The organism is Musicola paradisiaca NCPPB 2511 (assembly GCF_000400505.1).
Taxonomy (GTDB): Bacteria; Pseudomonadota; Gammaproteobacteria; order Enterobacterales; family Enterobacteriaceae; genus Musicola; species Musicola paradisiaca.
Genome location: NZ_CM001857.1, coordinates 3,916,189 through 3,936,289, shown reverse-complemented (window position 1 = coordinate 3,936,289; position 20,101 = coordinate 3,916,189). Strand labels below are relative to the sequence as shown.

The following is a 20,101-nucleotide window of genomic DNA, read 5'->3' as shown; positions in this document are numbered from 1 at the left end:
GGCGGATAGCCTGGTTCGGGATGAATTTGTTATACCACTTTATCACGCATTACAGCCAATAGCTGTGTGATAGTTAACGATTGTAATGATGCGCGGGAGAGAGGAGTCATCCGGCATCGCATGATACCGGATGATGGGGGAAAATCGGAAATCTATCAGTGTTGTTGCGCGATTTTCATATCATTCGTTTGCTGGGCATTGAGCTCAGTGGCTGGGCGGTTTTTCAGTACCGTCCAGATGACAATGGCGGCCAGAAGATCGAACACAGCCAGCACGGCGAACAGCGGACTGAAGCCAATGGTATCGGCCAGCGCGCCGACGACCAGCGCAAACAGCGTACTGGCGGTCCAGGCAGCCATTCCGGTCAGGCCGTTGGCGGTAGCAACCTCATTACGACCGAACACGTCGGAAGATAGTGTGATCAGCGCACCGGACAGAGACTGGTGGGCGAAACCGCCGACGCACAACAACGCGATGGCGACATACGGGCTGGTGAACAGGCCGATAGTGCCAGGGCCGATCATCAGCAAGGCGCCCATAGTGACCACCATTTTGCGCGAGACGATCAGGTTAACCTTGAAGTATTTCTGGAACAGCATCGGCAGATAACCTCCCAGCACGCAACCCAGGTCGGCGAACAGCATCGGCATCCAGGCAAACATGGCGATTTCTTTCAGGTTAAAGCCGTAAGCTTTGAACATGAACAGCGGGATCCAGGCGTTGAACGTCCCCCATGCCGGTTCAGCCAGGAAGCGCGGCAACGCAATGCCCCAAAACTGACGGTTACGCAGGATCTGCCAGGCGGACATTTTTTTGCCGTTGCCGGATTGATGCTGGGCTTCCTGGCCGTTCAGGATGTAATCACGTTCTTCATTACTGAGTTTTTTCTGGTCTTTCGGGTGTTTGTAGAAGTAAAGCCAACTCAGCGCCCACAACATGCTAAGCACGCCGGTGATGATGAACGCCATCTGCCAACTGTGCGCCATGATGGCCCAGACCACCAGCGGCGGCGCCAGCATGCCACCTATTGAGGAGCCGACGTTGAAGTAACCGACTGCGACGGAACGCTCTTTGGCCGGGAACCATTCGCTGCTGGCTTTCAATCCTGCGGGGATCATGGCGGCTTCAGCCATACCTACGGCGCCGCGTGCTATCGCCAGCCCACCCCAACTATTCGCTAACGCGGTACCGGCGCAGAACAGCGCCCACAGAATGGCGAACATGGCATAACCGACCTTGGTGCCCAGCAGGTCAAGAATGTAGCCTGCCACCGGCTGCATGATGGTATAGCAGGCAGAGTAGGCGGCGATGATGTAGGAGTATTGCTGAGTTGTGATGTGCAACTGTTCCTGCAACGTTGGCGCTGCTGCTGCAATCGCGTTACGTGTCAGGTAGCCCAGAATGGTGCCGATAGTCACCAATCCGATCATGTACCAGCGCAAGCCTCTAATTTTACGCATTTGGAAATTCTCTCCGAGTTAATTCACCGCTAACTGGTTATGCCAGTTGCGATAATGTGTAGACCATATCGAACGTGGTGGGACGCGATTTTCCCTGTTCAAACATTTTTACTGCCGTATCGGGTACATCGTTATGCGGCGGCCCGGATGATGTGCCGCCGTGCTATCCCGCTGGCTCAGTTCGTCAGCAATCCGCTGCGCCTTGCTCTGTTTTTCATTGGTGTCCAAATCTCGTCATTTGGTCTTACATGTTTGAGATTGAACGGCATCGTTATGCCGCGCTACAATAATTTGTCATACCAATTTAAAAGTTGAGTGATATCACAAAACCATTATTTTGTTATGGAATAAAATGAAGCCGGCCTATTGAGTGGGGTTTTAGGGGGGTGTATGCGTAAAAATGGTGACAAGGGAAGCGTTTTAGGTCATTTTTGCGATCATGACCTCACTAATGATATTGGTTATCTAAGATAATTGGTGTGATATCTTTTCAACGACGCCAAGTTGGGTTGGCAAATGTGTAGTGTGAGGATGCAAACATGCCCCAGTTTTTAAGTGAAGATTTCTTGTTGGATACGGAATTTGCTCGTCGTCTTTATCATGAGTTTGCAGCAGACCAGCCGATTTTCGATTACCACTGCCATTTGCCGCCTGCGCAGATCGCTGAAAATTATCGTTTCGCGAACCTGTATGATATCTGGCTGAAAGGTGATCATTATAAGTGGCGTGCCATGCGCACCAATGGCGTCCCTGAGCGTTTATGCACCGGAGATGCCAGTGACTGGGAGAAATTCGAAGCCTGGGCCGCGACGGTTCCTCATACCATCGGTAATCCGCTTTATCACTGGACCCACCTTGAATTGCGCCGTCCGTTTGGCATCACCGGGACGTTGCTGTCGCCGTCCACCGCCAAAGAGATTTGGGATCGCGGCAATGCGTTGCTGGCGCGTGACGAGTTTACCGCTCGCGGCATCATGCAGCAGATGAACGTAAAAATGGTCGGTACTACGGATGATCCGGTCGACGATCTGCAACACCACAGCGCTATCGCTGCGGATCAGACGTTTTCCATCAAGGTTCTGCCGAGCTGGCGCCCGGACAAAGCCTTCAATATTGAACAGGCCACGTTTAATGACTACATGGCGAAACTCGGTGAGGTTTCTGATACCGATATTCGCCGTTTCAGCGATTTGCAGGCCGCACTGGCTAAACGTCTGGATCATTTTGAAGCGCATGGTTGCAAAGTGTCGGATCACGCGCTGGACGTCGTCCTGTTTGCCGAAGCCGATGAAGCGACGCTGGACGGCATTCTGGCGCGCCGCCTGTCGGGCGCAGAATTGAGCGATCACGAAGTTGCACAGTTCAAGACCGCTGTGCTGGTATGGCTGGGTGCCGAGTACGCGCGTCGCGGCTGGGTGCAGCAGTATCACATCGGCGCGTTGCGTAACAACAACCAGCGTCAGTTCAAACTGTTGGGGCCGGATGTGGGCTTCGATTCCATCAACGATCGCCCGCTGGCGCAGGAGCTTTCCCGTCTACTCAGCAAGCAGAATGAAGAAAACCTGCTGCCGAAAACCATCCTGTACTGCCTGAACCCGCGTGATAACGAAGTGCTGGGCACCATGATCGGCAACTTCCAGGGCGAAGGCATGCCAGGCAAGATGCAGTTCGGTTCCGGCTGGTGGTTCAACGACCAGAAAGACGGCATGCAGCGTCAGATGACGCAGTTGGCGCAGTTGGGCCTGCTGAGCCGTTTCGTCGGTATGCTGACCGACAGCCGCAGCTTCCTGTCCTATACCCGTCATGAATATTTCCGTCGCATTCTGTGCCAGATGATCGGCCGTTGGGTGGCCGATGGCGAAGCGCCGGCAGATTTGCCGCTGCTGGGCGAAATGGTGAAAAACATCTGTTTCGACAATGCCAAAAACTATTTCGGCATTGAGTTATAAGCAAAAAGGGAAAGCGGGCACCGTTGCGGGCCCGCTTATTTATGTTGTGATTTCGGGCTGGCGCAGGGTGCTGAATCTGCCGCCCTGGCGCTGTCGTGCTGACCTGACGTTTGTACTGACTGGCGTTTGTCCCGAATAGTGTCGTGTTTCGAGGTAGCTTGTTAATGCAAACGCTGAATCGTCGTGATTTTCCCGGCCGTCGTCACCCTGACCGTGTTATTCAATTTGGTGAGGGCAATTTCCTACGCGCCTTTGTGGACTGGCAACTGGATCTGTTGAATGAACATACCGATCTGGATGCCGGCATTGTGGTGGTTCGTCCGATCGATACCGATTTTCCTCCCGCGTTGGATACCCAGGATGGTCTCTATACCACCATTATTCGCGGTCTGAATGAACAGGGCGAAGCGGTGCGCGAACCGCGTCTTATCCGCTCCGTCAATCGTGAAATTAATATTTACCGTCAGTTTGATGACTATCTGGCGCTGGCGCATGACGCCAATATTCGTTTTGTGTTTTCCAACACCACGGAAGCGGGCATCAGCTACCATGCCGATGATCGCCTGACCGATACGCCGCCGGTGAGTTTCCCGGCCAAGCTGACCCGCCTGCTGTTCGAGCGTTTTAATCATTTTAATGGCGCCGTTGATAAAGGCTGGGTGCTGCTGCCGTGCGAGTTGATCGATTACAACGGCGAAAAACTGAAAGAGCTGGTGCTGCGTTATGCCGCGCAGTGGGCGCTGCCGGCGGCGTTCACTGCCTGGCTGAATGAGCACAACACATTTTGCTCGACGCTGGTGGATCGTATCGTCACTGGCTACCCGAGAGCGGAAGTGGACACGCTGCAACAGGAACTGGGCTATCAGGATACGTTCCTGGATACCGCCGAATACTTCTATCTGTTTGTGATTCAGGGGCCGCAATGGCTGGCGGAAGAGCTGCGCCTGAACAAGCTGAACCTGAATGTCCGTATCGTGGACAATATCAAACCGTATAAAGAACGTAAGGTCGCCATTTTGAACGGTGCGCACACTGCGTTGGTGCCGGTGGCGTTCCTGGCCGGCCTGAACACCGTGGGTGAGTCGATGAATGATGCCCAAATCAGCCGGTTTGTCGAAACCACCATCGCCGAAGAGATTGTGCCGGCGCTGGATCTACCGCATGACGAGCTGGCGTCGTTTGCTCAGGCGGTACTGAGCCGATTCCGTAACCCGTTCATTCAGCACCAGTTGTTGTCGATCGCCCTGAACGGCATGACCAAATTCCGTACCCGTATCCTGCCGCAGTTGCTGACCTACCGTGAGCGTCAAGGCGTGCTGCCGCGACGTTTGACTTTCGCACTGGCGGCGTTAATCGCCTTTTATCGCGGCGATCGCGACGGTGAAAGCTACCCGTTGCAGGACGACGCGCACTGGCTGGAGCGTTATCAGGCGCTGTGGAATGGCGTCAAAGCCAATACCACGACACTGGCCGAGGTGGTGAATGCGGTACTGAGTGATGCGGAACATTGGGAACAGGATCTGACCAACGTTCCCGGTCTGGCCGCCCAGGTTACTGAACAATTGCAGGCTATTGTTGAGCGCGGAATGCGTGCTGCTGTTGAAGGTTATTGCTAATCGCGAAAGGTTTTATCCATGCAAAGCATCATCAAAATTCACTCGTTGGACAATGTCGCCGTCGCGTTACGCGATTTGGCACAGGATGAAACGGTCTCGATTGGCGATCTGACGTTGACGCTGGCGCAGCCGGTGTCGCGTGGTCATAAGTTTGCGCTGACGGCGATTGCGCCGGGCGCGATGATCGTTAAGTACGGTTTGCCGATCGGTCATGCGATTGCGCCTATCGCTCCCGGTGAGCACATCCATTCCCAGAATGCGAAAACCAATCTGAGCGATCTGGATGAGTACCAGTACCAGCCGGAGCTGATTGCACAGTCGTCGCAGATGCACGACCGTGAAGTCCACATCTATCGCCGCAAAAACGGCGATGTCGGTATTCGCAATGAACTGTGGATTTTGCCGACGGTGGGCTGTGTGAACGGTATTGCCCGTCAGATTCAGCAACGTTTTCTGAAAGAAACCCATGACGCCGAGGGCATTGATGGCGTCTTCCTGTTTACTCATCCATTCGGCTGTTCCCAACTGGGGCAGGATCATGAGAACACCCGGACGATGCTCCAGAACATGGTGCGTCATCCGAATGCGGGCGCGGTGCTGGTCATTGGATTGGGGTGTGAAAACAACCAGGTGTCCGCGTTTCGCGATACGCTCGGCGAATTTGATGCCGAACGAGTCAGCTTTATGATCTGTCAACAGCAGGAAGATGAGGTAGAGGCCGGGCTGGAGCGGCTGCATCAGCTGTATCAGGTGATGCGGGAGGATAAGCGCGTACCAGGCAAACTCAGCGAATTGAAGTTCGGTTTGGAATGCGGCGGCTCTGACGGGCTGTCTGGCATTACGGCCAATCCGCTGTTGGGACGCTTCTCCGACTTTGTTATCGCCAACGGCGGTACCACTGTGTTGACCGAAGTGCCGGAGATGTTTGGCGCGGAACGCATTTTAATGGGCCGTTGTCGTGATGAGGCCACGTTTGAGAAAACCGTGCATATGGTCAATGACTTCAAACAGTATTTCATTGAGCATAACCAGCCGATCTACGAAAACCCTTCGCCGGGCAACAAGGCGGGCGGCATCACGACCTTGGAAGAAAAGTCGCTGGGTTGTACGCAGAAAGCCGGGCAGAGCCAGGTAGTCGATGTACTGAAATACGGCGAACGTCTGAGCATGCCGGGGCTGAATCTGCTGAGCGCGCCGGGCAACGATGCGGTGGCGACCAGCGCGCTGGCGGGGGCCGGGTGCCATATGGTGTTGTTCAGTACCGGACGCGGTACGCCTTACGGTGGTTTTGTGCCGACGGTGAAACTGGCGACCAACAGCGAACTGGCAAAGAAAAAACCGCACTGGATTGATTTCGACGCTGGTCGTCTGATCCATGACATGCCGATGGATGAACTGTTGTCACAGTTTGTCGATCTGATTGTCGAGATCGCTGATGGCAAGCAGGCTAAAAATGAGCTCAATGATTTCCGCGAACTGGCGATATTTAAGAGCGGCGTAACATTGTAAACATTGTGGTTTTTACATAAAATAAAACGGCGTTTCATATTAGAAACGCCGTTTTATTTTTATGCACTCAGTTCCGAGGCTGTAATCATGACACTTTACGAGTTTGCCCAGGCTGTGGGTGTACTGGCGTTTTTTGTCGGTATCACCATGTTTTTTAACCGAAATGAGAAAAAATTCAAGCTACAGCTCTCTATCTATAGTGCAGTTATTGGTGGGCACTTTTTCCTGATGGGGGCGAACGCCGCAGGCATGAGCGCCGTGCTCAACGCCCTGCGTACGTTAGTGACCCTTAAAACCAGCAATATCGCCGTCATGTTTGTGTTTATCGCCTTGACGTTGGCGCTGGGTATTCCTGGGGTCAGGCATCCCGTGGAAATGCTGCCCATCATCGGAACGATTATCAGTACCTGGGCGTTATTCCGAACTCACGGATTAAAAACCCGTTGTGTGATGTGGTGCGCGACGGCCATGTGGGTGATCCACAATATCTGGTTGGGTTCGATCGGCGGTTCGCTGATTGAAGGCAGCTTTCTCATCATGAACGGCTTTAATATCATTCGGTTCCGCCGCATGCAGCTGCGCGGGATTGACCCTTTCAAGGTAGAAAAGGCGGCGCTGGCGAAAAGAGCCTGAGCCGCAGATGTGTTAACGCCGAGCCACAACGCAGGGCATGCCCCTGCGTTGTGGTGATGGCTCAACGCTGGCGTTGACGGCGGTTGACCCAGATATTGATGAGTATAGTGACGGTCAGTATCGCGGCGACGACGCCGAGCGAAACGGCAACCGGAATATGCACCAGATCGATGATCACCATCTTGACGCCGATAAACACCAGGATCACGGCCAGCCCGTATTTTAGCAGCGAGAATTTTTCCGCGACGCCGGCCAGCAGGAAATACATGGCGCGTAAGCCCAGAATGGCGAACAAATTCGACGTCAGTACGATGAACGGATCGGTGGTGACGGCGAAGATGGCCGGAATGCTGTCTACCGCGAAAATGACATCGCTGATCTCTACCAGAATCAGCACCAGTAGCAGCGGTGTGGCATAGAGCAGCCCGTCTCTGACGACGAACCATTTTTCACCGTGCAGAGTATCGGTAATACGCAGGTGGCCACGTAGCCAGCGGACAACCGGCTTATCGCCAATCGCTGCGCCGTCTTCTTTCGCCAACGCCATTTTCAGGCCGGTAAACAGCAGAAACGCGCCGAATAGGTACAACAACCACTGGAACTGCGTTACCAGCCAACTGCCGGCGAAGATCATGATGGTACGCAGTACAATCGCACCCAGAACGCCATAAATCAGGACTTTGCGCTGGTATTGCGCCGGGATGGCGAAATAGCCGAACAGCATCAACCAGACAAAGACGTTATCCACGGCCAGCGCTTTTTCGATCAGATAACCGGTGAAGAAAGCCAACGCCTGGACATCTGCTACTTCCCGCCCAACTGTCGTGCTGAGGTACCACCAGAATGCGGCATTGAACAGCACGGCGAGCGCCACCCAGGTCAATGACCATGCGGCTGCCTGCCTGAATGTCATCACGGTGGCGCCTTTGCGCCGCTGGTAGAACAGATCGATCGCCAGCATGATCGACACAATCAAGGAGAAACTTCCCCACAACAGAGGGGTACCTATCGTCGTGACCATAACCCTATTCCTCAGTCAGAAAACAAAAACGGCCCGTGTCAGAAGGCACCGGCCGTTTGCGCTTAAATTGCAAATGTACCTCGCCTTCCGGCAAGGTCTCACTTACAACTTAATGTGGAATACTCATTAAGGTTGCCCGGCAACCGGGTGCGTAATGCACCGTAATGACGATTGACCGGCGAGAAGTTACTCCCCTTTGCGTGGTTAAAGATAGGTGAAATCTCCGGGAGGATCAAACCGCCTGCCATCGGTATGGCGGCCTGATGCGCAGTCGTGGATATTTGTCGGGAAAAAAGGCGCTTTCATCAGGAAAAATCATTTACTGGAAGGCGAATTTAGGGGATAAACAGCGCCGGATTGTGTATGACAGGAGTGGCTATGAGCCAATTTGAGCTGGAGAATCGCAGCCTGAGTCTGATTCGTTACCCGCAGGTTGATGCGCAGTCGTCGTTGCAAGCGTGGGATGCGGCGGATGAATATTTGCTGCGCGAACTGGCGGCCCTGGAGATTGCGCCGGGGCCTCTGCTGGTTTTCAACGATGCGTTCGGCGCGCTGGCGTGCGGGCTGTATGCGCATAATCCTTACTGCATCAGCGATTCTCTGCTCAGCCAGCTCGCAACCCGACACAATTTGGCCCTCAATGGCTATGGGCTGGAGGGCGTCACGTTGCTTGACAGTTTAGCGCCTCTGCCGGAATCCCCCGCGTTGGTGGTGATCAAAGTGCCGAAGACGCTGGCGTTGCTAGAGCACCAGCTTCGTCAATTGCGGCGGGTGGTTACACCGCGAACGCGCGTACTGGCTGCGGCAAAAGCCCGTGATATTCATACCTCGACACTGGATCTGTTTGAACGGATCTTGGGGGAGACACGTACCTCTCTGGCCTGGAAAAAAGCGCGTCTGATTTTTTGTCAGCCGGAAGCGCAGACGGTCGCTGAAGATGACATGGTGTCGGTCTGGCCGCTGGATGAACTCGGTTATCAAATCCACAATTACGCCAATGTTTTTTCGCGCAGCGGGCTGGATATCGGCGCCCGATTCTTTATGCAACATTTGCCCACCGGATTGGATGGAAACATCGCGGATTTGGGGTGTGGCAATGGTGTCGTCGGCCTGGCGGCGTTGAAGTCTAATCCATTGGCGACAATGAGTTTTTTCGATGAGTCCTATATGGCGGTGGCATCCAGCCAGCGGAATGTGATGACGAACTGTCCTGACGATGCGCCGCGGTGCCGGTTTGTGGTGAATCATTCATTGTCAGGCGTCGCTCATGATAGCCTGCAGGCGGTGTTGTGCAATCCGCCGTTTCATCAGCAGCAAACCATCACGGACGATATCGCCTGGCAGATGTTCCTTGATGCCCGCCGTTGCCTGAAGGTCGGCGGCGAGTTAAGGATTGTGGGCAACCGCCATCTGAATTATTTCCACAAGCTCAAACATCTGTTCGGTAATTGCGAGAATGTTGCCAGCAACGCCAAATTTGTGGTGTTACGCGCCGTGAAGAGCGAATGTCGGCGACGTTAAACACTCTGCTCCGTGGCGCAGGATGCGGCTGAATGGTTGCGTCGATGGTAGGAACAAGGTTTGTTGCGATGCCGCACTGTTATTATAATTCGCAGGTTAAGTAAGCGAAGGAATCACGATGTGTATTGAAGAGTGGGAAACTCGTCTGGAAAACGCACTGCTGTCGTTGGAGGAGAGCGTTAGGCGGCAGCAACAAAACTGGCGGCAGGACTATCAGCGTCTGCATTTGCAACTGGCGCAAGCACAGCAGCGTGAAGCGGATTTGTGTGCTCGCATCAATGAGTTGGTGACGCGGGTGAATTTAATGGATGATTCTCCTGAACGTAATCCGCTGCTGCAAAAAGTGAATCTGATTCGAGCCCATCTGGATGCGCTGGCGAAAGAAGCGGCAGCATTTAAACGCTCGCTGCCCTGAATATTTTCAGGGCAGACAATAGATATGTTGATGTCTGGCATGTTGCGAGTTGCAGATGTGTTGATTTCTTTTTCTCATCCCATTTACATATTTGAGCCGTCTCCTGGCGATTTGCGGCGGCGGCATTTTCCTGCAATGTGAATTATTCAAAATATAAAATATATTTTCGGATAATAATTTCTCGTTTTTTTATTTTTCGCCTATTTTTGTTATTTTTTATTTATTTGATTTTTAAATAAATATATTTCCCCTTCGTTGTGTGGTGGGTGAATAAATAGAATGAAAATGAGAGGGTTAATTAACTGTTGTAGGGTGTTCCTGTCTGAATAATCAGATATGTCTAAAAAAGAGAAATTCTCTTTTTTATTATTTAATTATTGCAGGAGAAATATTATGGCATACCCTAATTATGGTACTTCTGGAATGGTGGGTTTTGCAAAAGCAGGTAGCACTACAGGGGGAACGGGTGGAACAGTCGTCACTATTACCAGCCTGAGTGATTTGAAAACGCATATTGCCGGGACAGATGCGAAGATTCTGGTTATTAATGCCAACATCAGCGCCAGCTCTCTGACCAAAGTATCTATGGGAGCGAATAAAACCATTATTGGATCCTATTCTAATAATACCCTGACTAATATTCATTTTCGCACTACGTCGAGTTCTAATAATATTATTTTCCAGAACCTGACAATTAAGCACACAAGCTCTATCAACGGTAACGACGATATTCAAATTTACCTGACGCATGGGAGTAAATACTGGCTTGATCATCTGACTTTCCCTGGTCACTCCTATACGCTGACCGACGGTGGGTTGGACAAACTGATTTATGTCGGTGAAAAAGCAGATTACGTTACTATCAGTAACTGCCTGTTTAAAAACCATGAATATGGGCTGATTTTCGGATATCCGCAGGATGGCAGCAGCTATGCGTCAACTTACGATGGTTATCCGCATCTGACCATTTGCCATTGCTATTTCAGTAATGTTTATGTTCGCGCGCCGGGGTTGATGCGGTATGGTTATTACCACGCTTATAATAATTATATCGATCAATACCATCTGGGGTTCACGCTGGCGCAGAATGCCAAGATTGTGTCCGAATATAACTATTTCGGCACAACCAGCAGCACCAACGGTATGTTGGATGATAAAGGTACCGGGACATTTACCGATACCGGCAGTACGCCGTCGATCACCAATCAGTCATCATCAGCCAGTAAGTGGACGCCTTCATCTAATTACAGCTACACGTTGAAAACGGCTTCAGCGGCAAAAACATTTACGCAGAAATATGCCGGCGCCCAAAGTTCCAGCCTGACTTTTGGGGGGTAATTAGATCGTTGATTAAGGGCTAACGGGCTGGCGACAGCCCGTTTTTTATAGTCTCAATGTTTACCCTTACAGAATATTTCCTCTTTCTCCACAATTCCGTTAATTATGAATAATACCCTTTCATAATTTTACCCTTACTCGCACTACCTGAAATTTGCCCACGTATACTGCATTGCAACGGTTGATATAACCTGTCAGCCAATAAAGCCATAACGTGAGGAAAGAAATTATGTCTAAATTAACTGCGGTTATGTTTGCCTCTGCTTTAGCCCTGGGTGCCACAGGCGTTGTCTATGCGCAGGGAAATACCGCTATGGATTCGTCAGCGCCGATGATGCAGCACCATCGCGGTGAACACGCTGGAAAAGGCATGGAACAGGATATGATGTTCCGTGGGTTGAATCTGACGGAAGAACAGAAACAGAAAATGCGCGATATCGTGCAGAATGCACGTAAAGGGGAACGCCCCTCCGTTGAAGAACGCCGAGCGTTTCATAGCCTGATTGCCTCCGACAGCTTTGATTCGGCCAAAGCCCAAGGTCTGGTGGATAAGATGACGGAAAACAAAAAAGCCCGTTTGCTGCAGCGTCTGGAAATCCAGAACAAAATGTATAATGTGCTGACGGCGGAACAGAAAAAAGTGTTTAACGATAATTTCGAAAAACACATGAATGAACCGATGCCGCCAAAAGCGCCTCAGTAATTTCTCCACCCGCGCCCCGCAATGCTTTTGAAGATGGCGGGGCGTTTTCGCAACCAATAACGGTTATAGATACTCTACACCATTCGCGTTGCAGGAAGGCGGCAACGCAGCGAATCCCCAGGAGCGTACTCAAGCCGGTGACTGGGGTGAGCGAGGAAAGCCAACACACCTGCAACCTGAAGTCTGTCGGGGATATACCCTATTCATCATTTCCTTTCTTTTCCGATAATCCTTTCTGTTCCGATAAGGTGTCGGCGGCTGTATTTCTCTCGTGTTATACCAATGCGCCCTGTTATTCAGCACGTTAGCGTGCGTCGGCGCTATGCCGTGTACGCATCGCAGGGAAATTATTCAAGAGTGCATAAATTTCACCGGCATAGTGCAGGGGGATCTTGCTTTATCCTGTCGGCGGCGAGGCCATCATCCGATTGATGTCACCAACGCATGGAATTATATATTTTATATAAATCAATATTATACGATTTTTCTTCGTTATTTCCCTTGCTGGACGTCCCCTGCTCGACGGGCTGCTGGTACGCATTTTGCTGTACGCCTTATTGGATATGAACAGCGTCTCGCTGTGATCGACGGCGCTAACGACGGGTATCAACCCGCAGCCATTTTCAACAGGGAAACTGCAATGCCGAAATATTCACGTTCTTCCCGTAACTTCATGTTGGCTGGCGCTTTTGGCGCACTGGCCCTTGGCAATACTCTGGTTCAGGCTTCCACACTGCGCATCGCGATGACGGCGGCGGATATTCCGCTGACGCTCGGCCAGCCCGATCAGGGGTTTGAGGGGAACCGTTTCACCGGTATCCCCCTGTATGATGCGTTGGTGGAATGGGATCTGTCGCAAGGGGAAAAACCCAGTGGGTTGGTGCCCGGGCTGGCGACCGAATGGCACGTGGATCCGGCCAATAAGAGCCGCTGGATTTTCACCCTGCGTAAAGGCGTGAAATTTCATGACGGTACCGACGTGAATGCCGACGCGATTGTCTGGAACGTCGCCAAGGTATTGGACAAAAATGCCCCGCAGTATGCGCCGGGGCAGATAGGCAACACGTTGGCGCGGATGCCGACGCTCCGAAGCGCGGAAAAAATCGATGACAATACCGTCGTGCTGGTGACTTCCGAACCGGATGCGTTGTTGCCGTATAACGTAACCAACCTGTTCATCGTATCCCCTACCGCTTGGCAGAACTATTTCGATGCGGTGCCGGCCTCCGCAGGGGATACCGCAGCGCGCAGCAAACAGGCGTGGACGGATTTTGCCGCACATGCGGTAGGCAGTGGGCCGTTTGAGCTGGAGAAACTGGTGCCGCGTCAGCAGTTGATCCTGAAAAAGAACCCCGATTATTGGAACAAAGATCGCGTTCCCCGCGTCGATCAAGTGGTGCTGATCCCGTTACCGGAAGCCAACGCCCGTACCGCCGCGTTGCTTTCAAAACAGGTGGACTGGATTGAAGCGCCCGCACCGGATGCGGTAGAGCAAATCAAGGCGCAGGGATTCCAGATTTACGCCAACGCTCAGCCGCATCTGTGGCCGTGGCAGTTCTCCTTTTTGGCGGGATCGCCGTGGAAAGATATCCGGGTACGCAAAGCGGCGAACCTGTGCCTGAACCGCGGCGAACTGAAAAGTTACCTCGGCGGCTATATGAAAGAAGCCACCGGCGTTTATGAAAGCGATAGCCCGTGGCACGGCAAACCGGCGTTCGAGATCAAATACGACCCGGACGCCGCCCGCAAACTGATGAGCGAAGCCGGGTTCAGCGCCGGCAAACCGCTGCATGTGACGGTGGCGACTTCTGCCTCTGGTTCCGGCCAGATGCAGCCGCTACCGATGAACGAATACATCCAGCAGAACCTGAAAAGCTGTTTCTTTGATGTAGAAATCAAAGTCACTGAATGGAACACCCTGTTCACCAATTGGCGGCTGGGCGCGAAGGATCCTGCGTCTAAGGGTATTGACGCTATCAACGTCAGCGCGGCAGTCGCCGATCCCTATTTCGGCATGATCCGCTTCGCCACCGAGAAGGCCTTTCCGCCGGTCGCTACCAACTGGGGGTTTTTCTCAACGCCTGAAACCGAAAGGCTTATCGCTCGGGTGAAGCAGGCCTTTACGCCGGCAGAGATGGATGCGGCGGCTGCCGAGCTGCATGCCGCAATTGTCGATCAGGCGCCATTCCTGTTCGTGGCGCATGACGTCGGCCCGCGCGCTATCTCCCCGGCAGTAACCGGCGTGGTACAGCCGCAAAGCTGGTTTATCGATCTGGCGCTGGTCAGCAAGAAAGAGTAACGGCACTGATGGCGGCGCCGTTGCAGGCGCTGCCCAAGGAGGGGATATGCTTTCTACCCTGTTTTACCGTGTACTGCTGGCGATCCCGACCATGCTGGGCGTGGCGGTGATCTGTTTTCTGCTGGTGCAGATAGCCCCTGGCGATCCCTTGGTATCGGTGATGCCGCCGGATGCATCCGAGTCGTTGCGCCATTCATTGATGCAGGCGTACGGTTTTGACAAACCGCTGCCGGTGCAGTTTCTGCTCTGGCTGTGGCGGGCGCTGCAAGGTGACTTGGGATTGTCGGTGGCGACCGGCCGGCCGGTGATCTCCGAAGTGATGACCGCCGTGTCCTATTCACTGCGTCTGGCGTTGCTGGCGACCAGCATCGGGTTTCTACTCGGCAGCCTGTTTGGTTTTGTGGCCGGTTACTTTCGCAACAGTGCGATCGATCGCATTGCATCGGTGCTGTCGGTCTTCGGCGTCAGTGTGCCGCATTACTGGTTGGGGATGCTGCTGGTGATCGTGTTCTGCGTAAAACTGGCGGTGTTGCCCGCCACCGGCGGCGGCCCGATCGGCGAGCCGGGATGGGCGTGGGACTGGGCGCATCTGCAGTTTATGGTGTTGCCGGCCATTACGCTGTCGGTGATCCCCACCGGCATTATTGCCCGTACCGTCCGTTCCCAGGTGGCGGATATCCTGAGTCAGGAATTCATTATCGGTCTACGTGCCCGCGGGCTGAGCGAGTTTGGCGTTTTTCTGCATGTGATGAAAAACGCCGCGCCGACCGCGCTGGCGGTGATGGGGCTGCAAGTCGGGTATTTGATGGGCGGCTCGATTCTGGTGGAGACCGTCTTCTCTTGGCCGGGAACCGGTCTGCTGCTCAATACCGCCATTTTCCAGCGCGACTTGCCGTTGTTGCAGGGCACTATCTGGGTGCTGGCGCTGTTTTTTGTGCTGCTCAATCTGCTGGTGGATATCCTGCAAACCGCGCTCGATCCACGGATTAAAAGGAGCTGACTAGGGTGGATACGGCAACGTCAAAAACGGCGATGGTCAGCGCCGCGCCGGCGCCGACCGGCGGTTACTGGTCCGGCGTACTGATCCGTCTGCTGCGCGACCCGACCGGTATGGCTGTCGGCGGCGTGATTCTTTTGCTGCTGGCGCTGGCGGTGTTCGGCCCTTGGTTGATCGTCAAAGATCCCTATCAGACGTCCATGTTTATGCGTCTCAAGCCGATCGGCGCGCCCGGCTTTGTCCTCGGCTCCGACGAGTTGGGGCGCGATATGCTGTCGCGGCTGATCCTCGGCACACGGTTGTCGCTGTTTATGGGGATCGTCCCGGTCGTGTTCGCCTTTTTTATCGGTGGAGCCATCGGCATCATCGCCGGTTATGCCGGCGGACGTGTGAATACGCTAATCATGCGTACCATAGATATTTTCTACGCTTTTCCGTCGGTGCTACTGGCGATCGCGCTGTCCGGCGCGATGGGCGCAGGGATTGGCAACGCGCTATTGTCGTTGACGCTGGTGTTCGTGCCGCAGGTGACGCGAATCGCCGAGAGTGTGACGACGCAAGTGCGGCACATGGATTATATCGACGCGGCCCGCGCCACCGGCGCCAGCGCGTTTACCATCATTCGCGTCCAGGTGCTGGGCAATGTGCTGGGGCCCGTTTTTGTGTTTTCCACCGGGCTGATTTCGGTATGCATGATTTTGGCGTCCGGCCTGTCGTTTCTGGGACTGGGCGTTCGCCCGCCGGAACCGGAGTGGGGGTTGATGCTGAATACGCTGCGTACCGCCATCTACACCCAACCCTGGGTGGCCGCCCTGCCGGGCATGATGATTTTCGTTACCTCGATTTCCTTCAACATTCTTGCGGATCGCTTGCGCGCCGCCATGGCTATCAAGGAGTAACGGATGCAGCCATTTATCAATGAGGATCTCGGCGGGCCGGCTCAGCCACTGCTGACAGTGGATAATCTGGTCAAGCATTTCCAGGTGCGCAAAGGCGCCGGGCACAGCGTGGTTCAGGCGGTGGATCACGTCAGTTTCGAGGTCAGAAAAGGGGAAACATTGGGGGTGGTGGGGGAGTCGGGGTGCGGCAAATCCACCACCGCACGGTTGCTGATGCAGTTGTCGACACAAGATAGCGGTGAGTTGATTTTTGATGGACAGTCGGTTGGATCCGCCCGTTTGCCGATGAAGTCCTATCGTCGTCAGGTGCAGATGGTTTTTCAGGACAGCTATGCGTCCCTTAATCCGCGTCTGACCATGGAAGAAAGCATCGCGTTCGGGCAGCGTGTGCACGGTATTCCCCGTCGACAAGCCAGCGAATACGCCCGCTATTTGTTGGCGCATGTTGGCCTGGAACCGTCGCGTTTTGCCCACCGTTATCCGCATGAGCTTTCCGGCGGCCAGCGGCAGCGCGTGAATATTGCTCGGGCGCTGGCGATGAAGCCGCGGTTGGTGATTCTTGATGAGGCGGTGTCGGCGCTGGACAAGTCGGTGGAGGCGCAAGTGTTGCAGCTGCTGCTGGATTTAAAGCGAACGCTGGATCTGACCTATGTGTTTATCAGCCACGATCTGCATGTGGTGCGTTATCTTTCGGATCGCATTCTGGTGATGTACCTGGGGGAGGTGGTGGAGGTCGGTTCGGCGGAAGCGTTGTTTACCGATGCCAAACACCCGTATACCCGTGCGCTGTTGAGCTCGATGCCGTCGATGGATCCGGATAGCCGAACGCTGGAATCGCCGCTGTCCGGCGATCCGCCTAGCCCGATCGCACCGCCGTCCGGTTGTCGTTTCCATACCCGCTGCCCGCAGGCGAAAGCGGTGTGCGCCCAGCAAAAGCCGCGGCTGTTGAGCGTCGGCGACGATCATCACAGCGCCTGCCTGATGGCTCAGCCCGATTCACCGTATCACGGCAATTTCATTGACGTTCGGGAGGTGGTCGATGTCGCATGAGCGTTTTGTCAGCATTGATAATCTGCACGTCCGTTTTCGACGCGGTGGACAGGTGATTGAGGCGGTCAACGGCGTTTCGTTGGACGTTGGGCGTGGAGAAGTGATGGCGTTGATTGGGGAATCCGGCTCCGGCAAAAGCGTAACGCTGCGGGCGTTGATGCGGTTGCATCCGCCGCAGAGTACGGCTATGAGCGGGGCTATCCATGTGGATGGCGAGGATGTTCTGACGATGTCTCCCGCCGCATTGCGGCGTTTCCGCGGTGCGAAAACGGCCATGATTTTTCAGGAGCCGCTGCTGGCCTTCGACCCGGTCTACAGCGTCGGCCAGCAGATAATCGAAGGGTTACGCCGCCATGAAGGGCTTTCCTATCAGGCGGCGCGCCAGCGAGCGCTGGAAGCGTTGCGACAGGTGCGTATTCCCAGCCCTGAGCAGCGGCTTGACGCTTATCCTCATGAAATGTCGGGAGGAATGCGCCAACGGGCGATGATCGCGCTGGCGCTGTCGTGCCAGCCTGAGCTGTTGTTGGCGGATGAGCCCACCACCGCGTTGGATGCCACGGTGCAGATCCAGATTCTGATTCTGCTGCGCGAACAACAGAGGGCGTTGGGGCTGGCTATTATCTTTGTCACCCATGATATCGGCGCCGCCGTGGAGATTGCCGATCGTGTGGCGGTGATGTATGCCGGGCGCATTGTCGAGGAGGCATCTCTGAAAGAGATCATGACGCAGCCGCGTCATCCTTACACGCAGGTACTGCTGGGTAGCCGCCCCCGCGGGGGGCTGAAAAAAGGCGATGTACTGAAGTGTATCCCCGGATCGCCGCCGGATCTTTCCCGTTTGCCGCCGGGATGCGCATTTGCCGAGCGTTGCCCTCATGCCGGCCCGGCCTGCTCGCAGGCGGTTCCGGAACAGGAAAGTGTGGCGGCGCGCCATGTGGTGAGCTGCCACCGCTGGCGTGAACTGCCGATCCCCGCGTTTGCCAACTCTTGATGGGAAATCGGGGTGATGACATTACCCTCCCTTTTGCCCGGCGTTACGATCGCGCCGGGCGTTACCGCCTGATCTGACATTGCGTTTAAACAGGTTTTGTCGTTTCTTTGCTTTTCAAGCGCCCAATCTTGCTCTATCAATAGCACGTTGATTTTATCCAAGGAGTGTTCTTCATGGCGTTTCCTGCCTTTAAATGCATGATTTTTTTCGGTGCGCTTGGTCTGCTGACTGCGTGTAACGGCAGCGACGGCGGCGATAAACCGTCAGTCAATACACGTAAGTTGACCACCCTGGAGGGAAAAACCATGGGTACTTTCTACAGTGTGAAAATCAGCGGTGAATTACCGGAGGGACAGCCGCAACTGCAACAAGAGATCGATGCCTTGCTGGAACAGGCCAATAATGAGATTTCGACCTATCGCAAGGATTCCACGTTATCGCGTTTTAACCGTTATCAAGGCAGCGATCCGCAACCGATTAGCGGCGGCATGGCGGATATCATTCTGACCGCGCAACGTATCGGCCGGGCGACAGGGGACGCCATGAATATTACGGTAGGGCCGCTGGTCAACTTGTGGGGTTTCGGCCCGCAAAAGCAACCAGCGACCATTCCTAGCCAGCAGCAGATCGATGCTGCTCGTCAGAAGGTTGGGTTAAACCATCTGACATTGATAAGCAATGAGAAAGGCGAGTGGATACAGAAGGATTTGCCGGATCTCTATGTCGATCTCTCCACGCTGGGTGAAGGATATGGCGCGGATCTGTTGGCGCAATTGATGACTCAAAAAGGGATCACCAATTATTTGGTGTCGGTGGGCGGGGCGATCTCCAGCCGTGGCGTAAATGCACAGGGGTTGCCCTGGCGGGTGGCGATCCAAAAACCGACTGACAAAGAGAATGCTATTCAGGCGTCGGTGAACCTGCAGGGCTATTCGATCAGCACTGCGGGCAGCTATCGCAACTATTTTGAACAAAATGGCAAGCGTTACTCCCACGTTATTGATCCCGCAACCGGCAGGCCAATTACCCATCAATTGGTTTCCGCTACGGTGATAGCCAAAACCGCGTTGGAAGCGGACGGGTGGGATACCGGATTGATGGTGCTGGGGACGGAAAAGGCATTGAAACTGGCTGAACAGCAAAGCATGGCGGTATATCTGATCACCAAGACTGATAAGGGCTACGAGGCGGTCATGACCCCGCAGTTCAAGGCATTTCTATTACCTGAGCAGTAATAATGGTAATAAACCGTGTTGATGGCAGGGCGCCTTTGGTTTCCCGCCAAACCCAGTGCGACGCGCTACGCCAAATACAAAAAAGCCACCTGCTGAGAGGTGGCTTAATTATATGATTTTAAAACTAAAATCTGGTGGCCCCTGTTGGGTTTGAACCAACGACCAAGCGATTATGAGTCGCCTGCTCTAACCACTGAGCTAAGGGGCCGAATGGCTGCCGATTATAGGGTAATCGGCAAAGTCAGGTCTATAGCCGCGTGGTCATATGCTCGTTTTCTATGCAGTACAGATCGTTGTTCTGATTCATGAATCCCGGTTATCAAGCCGCAGATAGAGGCTGCTGCCCGAATAGCGATGCTATGAGCATAAAAAACCCCGGCGGGCCGGGGTTTTTTATCGTAGACAAAAGAATGTCGGTATTAGTCGTCCAGGAAGCTGCGCAGCACTTCGGAGCGGCTCGGATGA

General features: G+C 53.9%; 16 protein-coding genes and 1 tRNA gene. 14 read left to right on the top strand and 3 right to left on the bottom strand.

The window, feature by feature from the left end; all coding sequences use genetic code 11:
• Window positions 1–155 precede the first annotated feature (155 nt).
• Entirely contained in the window at window positions 156–1,460 is a 1,305-nt protein-coding gene (locus DPA2511_RS17365) for an MFS transporter (RefSeq protein ID WP_015855047.1), read from the bottom strand.
• Window positions 1,461–1,999: 539 nt separating this feature from the next.
• Here DPA2511_RS17365 and uxaC point away from each other — a divergent pair.
• The 4 genes from uxaC (at window position 2,000) to DPA2511_RS17345 (ending at window position 7,167) form a co-directional block, all read left to right on the top strand.
• Entirely contained in the window at window positions 2,000–3,409 is a 1,410-nt protein-coding gene (gene uxaC / locus DPA2511_RS17360; protein WP_015855046.1) for a glucuronate isomerase, read from the top strand.
• A 164-nt stretch (window positions 3,410–3,573) separates the two neighbouring features.
• Entirely contained in the window at window positions 3,574–5,025 is a 1,452-nt protein-coding gene (locus DPA2511_RS17355) for a tagaturonate reductase (protein ID WP_015855045.1), read from the top strand.
• An 18-nt stretch (window positions 5,026–5,043) separates the two neighbouring features.
• Window positions 5,044–6,534 (top strand): UxaA family hydrolase, encoded by a 1,491-nt coding sequence (locus DPA2511_RS17350; protein ID WP_015855044.1) that lies wholly within the window; start codon window positions 5,044–5,046, stop codon window positions 6,532–6,534.
• Window positions 6,535–6,621: 87 nt separating this feature from the next.
• A complete protein-coding gene (locus tag DPA2511_RS17345; RefSeq protein ID WP_015855043.1) occupies window positions 6,622–7,167 on the top strand; it encodes a YgjV family protein in 546 nt (181 codons plus the stop codon).
• Window positions 7,168–7,228: 61 nt separating this feature from the next.
• Here the strand turns inward: DPA2511_RS17345 and DPA2511_RS17340 are convergent, their stop codons facing one another.
• Window positions 7,229–8,188 (bottom strand): TerC family protein, encoded by a 960-nt coding sequence (locus DPA2511_RS17340; protein ID WP_015855042.1) that lies wholly within the window; start codon window positions 8,186–8,188, stop codon window positions 7,229–7,231.
• Window positions 8,189–8,566: 378 nt separating this feature from the next.
• On the opposite strand from DPA2511_RS17340, the gene rlmG reads away from it, so the two are divergent.
• The 10 genes from rlmG (at window position 8,567) to apbE (ending at window position 19,636) form a co-directional block, all read left to right on the top strand.
• Window positions 8,567–9,709, top strand: a complete 1,143-nt coding sequence (gene rlmG, locus DPA2511_RS17335; protein ID WP_015855041.1) for a 23S rRNA (guanine(1835)-N(2))-methyltransferase RlmG — start codon at window positions 8,567–8,569, stop codon at window positions 9,707–9,709.
• A 118-nt stretch (window positions 9,710–9,827) separates the two neighbouring features.
• Window positions 9,828–10,124, top strand: coding sequence for an MbeD/MobD family mobilization/exclusion protein (locus DPA2511_RS17330; RefSeq protein WP_015855040.1), 297 nt, complete (start codon window positions 9,828–9,830; stop codon window positions 10,122–10,124).
• 393 nt (window positions 10,125–10,517) lie between these two features.
• Complete coding sequence (locus tag DPA2511_RS17325) at window positions 10,518–11,462, top strand: pectate lyase family protein (protein ID WP_015855039.1); 945 nt, start codon at window positions 10,518–10,520, stop codon at window positions 11,460–11,462.
• 229 nt (window positions 11,463–11,691) lie between these two features.
• Window positions 11,692–12,165 carry an ATP-independent periplasmic protein-refolding chaperone Spy gene (gene spy, locus DPA2511_RS17320; RefSeq protein ID WP_015855038.1) on the top strand — a complete coding sequence of 158 codons (474 nt, stop codon included), beginning with the start codon at window positions 11,692–11,694 and terminating at the stop codon, window positions 12,163–12,165.
• A gap of 640 nt (window positions 12,166–12,805) precedes the next feature.
• Entirely contained in the window at window positions 12,806–14,464 is a 1,659-nt protein-coding gene (locus tag DPA2511_RS17315; protein ID WP_015855037.1) for an ABC transporter substrate-binding protein, read from the top strand.
• 46 nt (window positions 14,465–14,510) lie between these two features.
• A complete protein-coding gene (locus DPA2511_RS17310; protein WP_015855036.1) occupies window positions 14,511–15,464 on the top strand; it encodes an ABC transporter permease in 954 nt (317 codons plus the stop codon).
• Between the two features lie 32 nt (window positions 15,465–15,496).
• Complete coding sequence (locus DPA2511_RS17305; protein ID WP_035050349.1) at window positions 15,497–16,360, top strand: ABC transporter permease; 864 nt, start codon at window positions 15,497–15,499, stop codon at window positions 16,358–16,360.
• A 3-nt stretch (window positions 16,361–16,363) separates the two neighbouring features.
• Window positions 16,364–17,410, top strand: coding sequence for an ABC transporter ATP-binding protein (locus DPA2511_RS17300; RefSeq protein WP_015855034.1), 1,047 nt, complete (start codon window positions 16,364–16,366; stop codon window positions 17,408–17,410).
• The gene (locus tag DPA2511_RS17295) at window positions 17,400–18,401 is read left to right on the top strand and encodes an ABC transporter ATP-binding protein (RefSeq protein WP_015855033.1); all 1,002 of its coding nucleotides are present in this window, start codon (window positions 17,400–17,402) and stop codon (window positions 18,399–18,401) included. The genes DPA2511_RS17300 and DPA2511_RS17295 overlap by 11 nt, the downstream gene beginning before the upstream one ends.
• A 173-nt stretch (window positions 18,402–18,574) precedes the next feature.
• Window positions 18,575–19,636 carry an FAD:protein FMN transferase ApbE gene (gene apbE / locus DPA2511_RS17290; protein WP_015855032.1) on the top strand — a complete coding sequence of 354 codons (1,062 nt, stop codon included), beginning with the start codon at window positions 18,575–18,577 and terminating at the stop codon, window positions 19,634–19,636.
• A gap of 132 nt (window positions 19,637–19,768) precedes the next feature.
• Here the strand turns inward: apbE and DPA2511_RS17285 are convergent.
• Window positions 19,769–19,844: transfer RNA gene (locus tag DPA2511_RS17285), tRNA-Ile, on the bottom strand.
• Window positions 19,845–20,101: the final 257 nt, after the last annotated feature.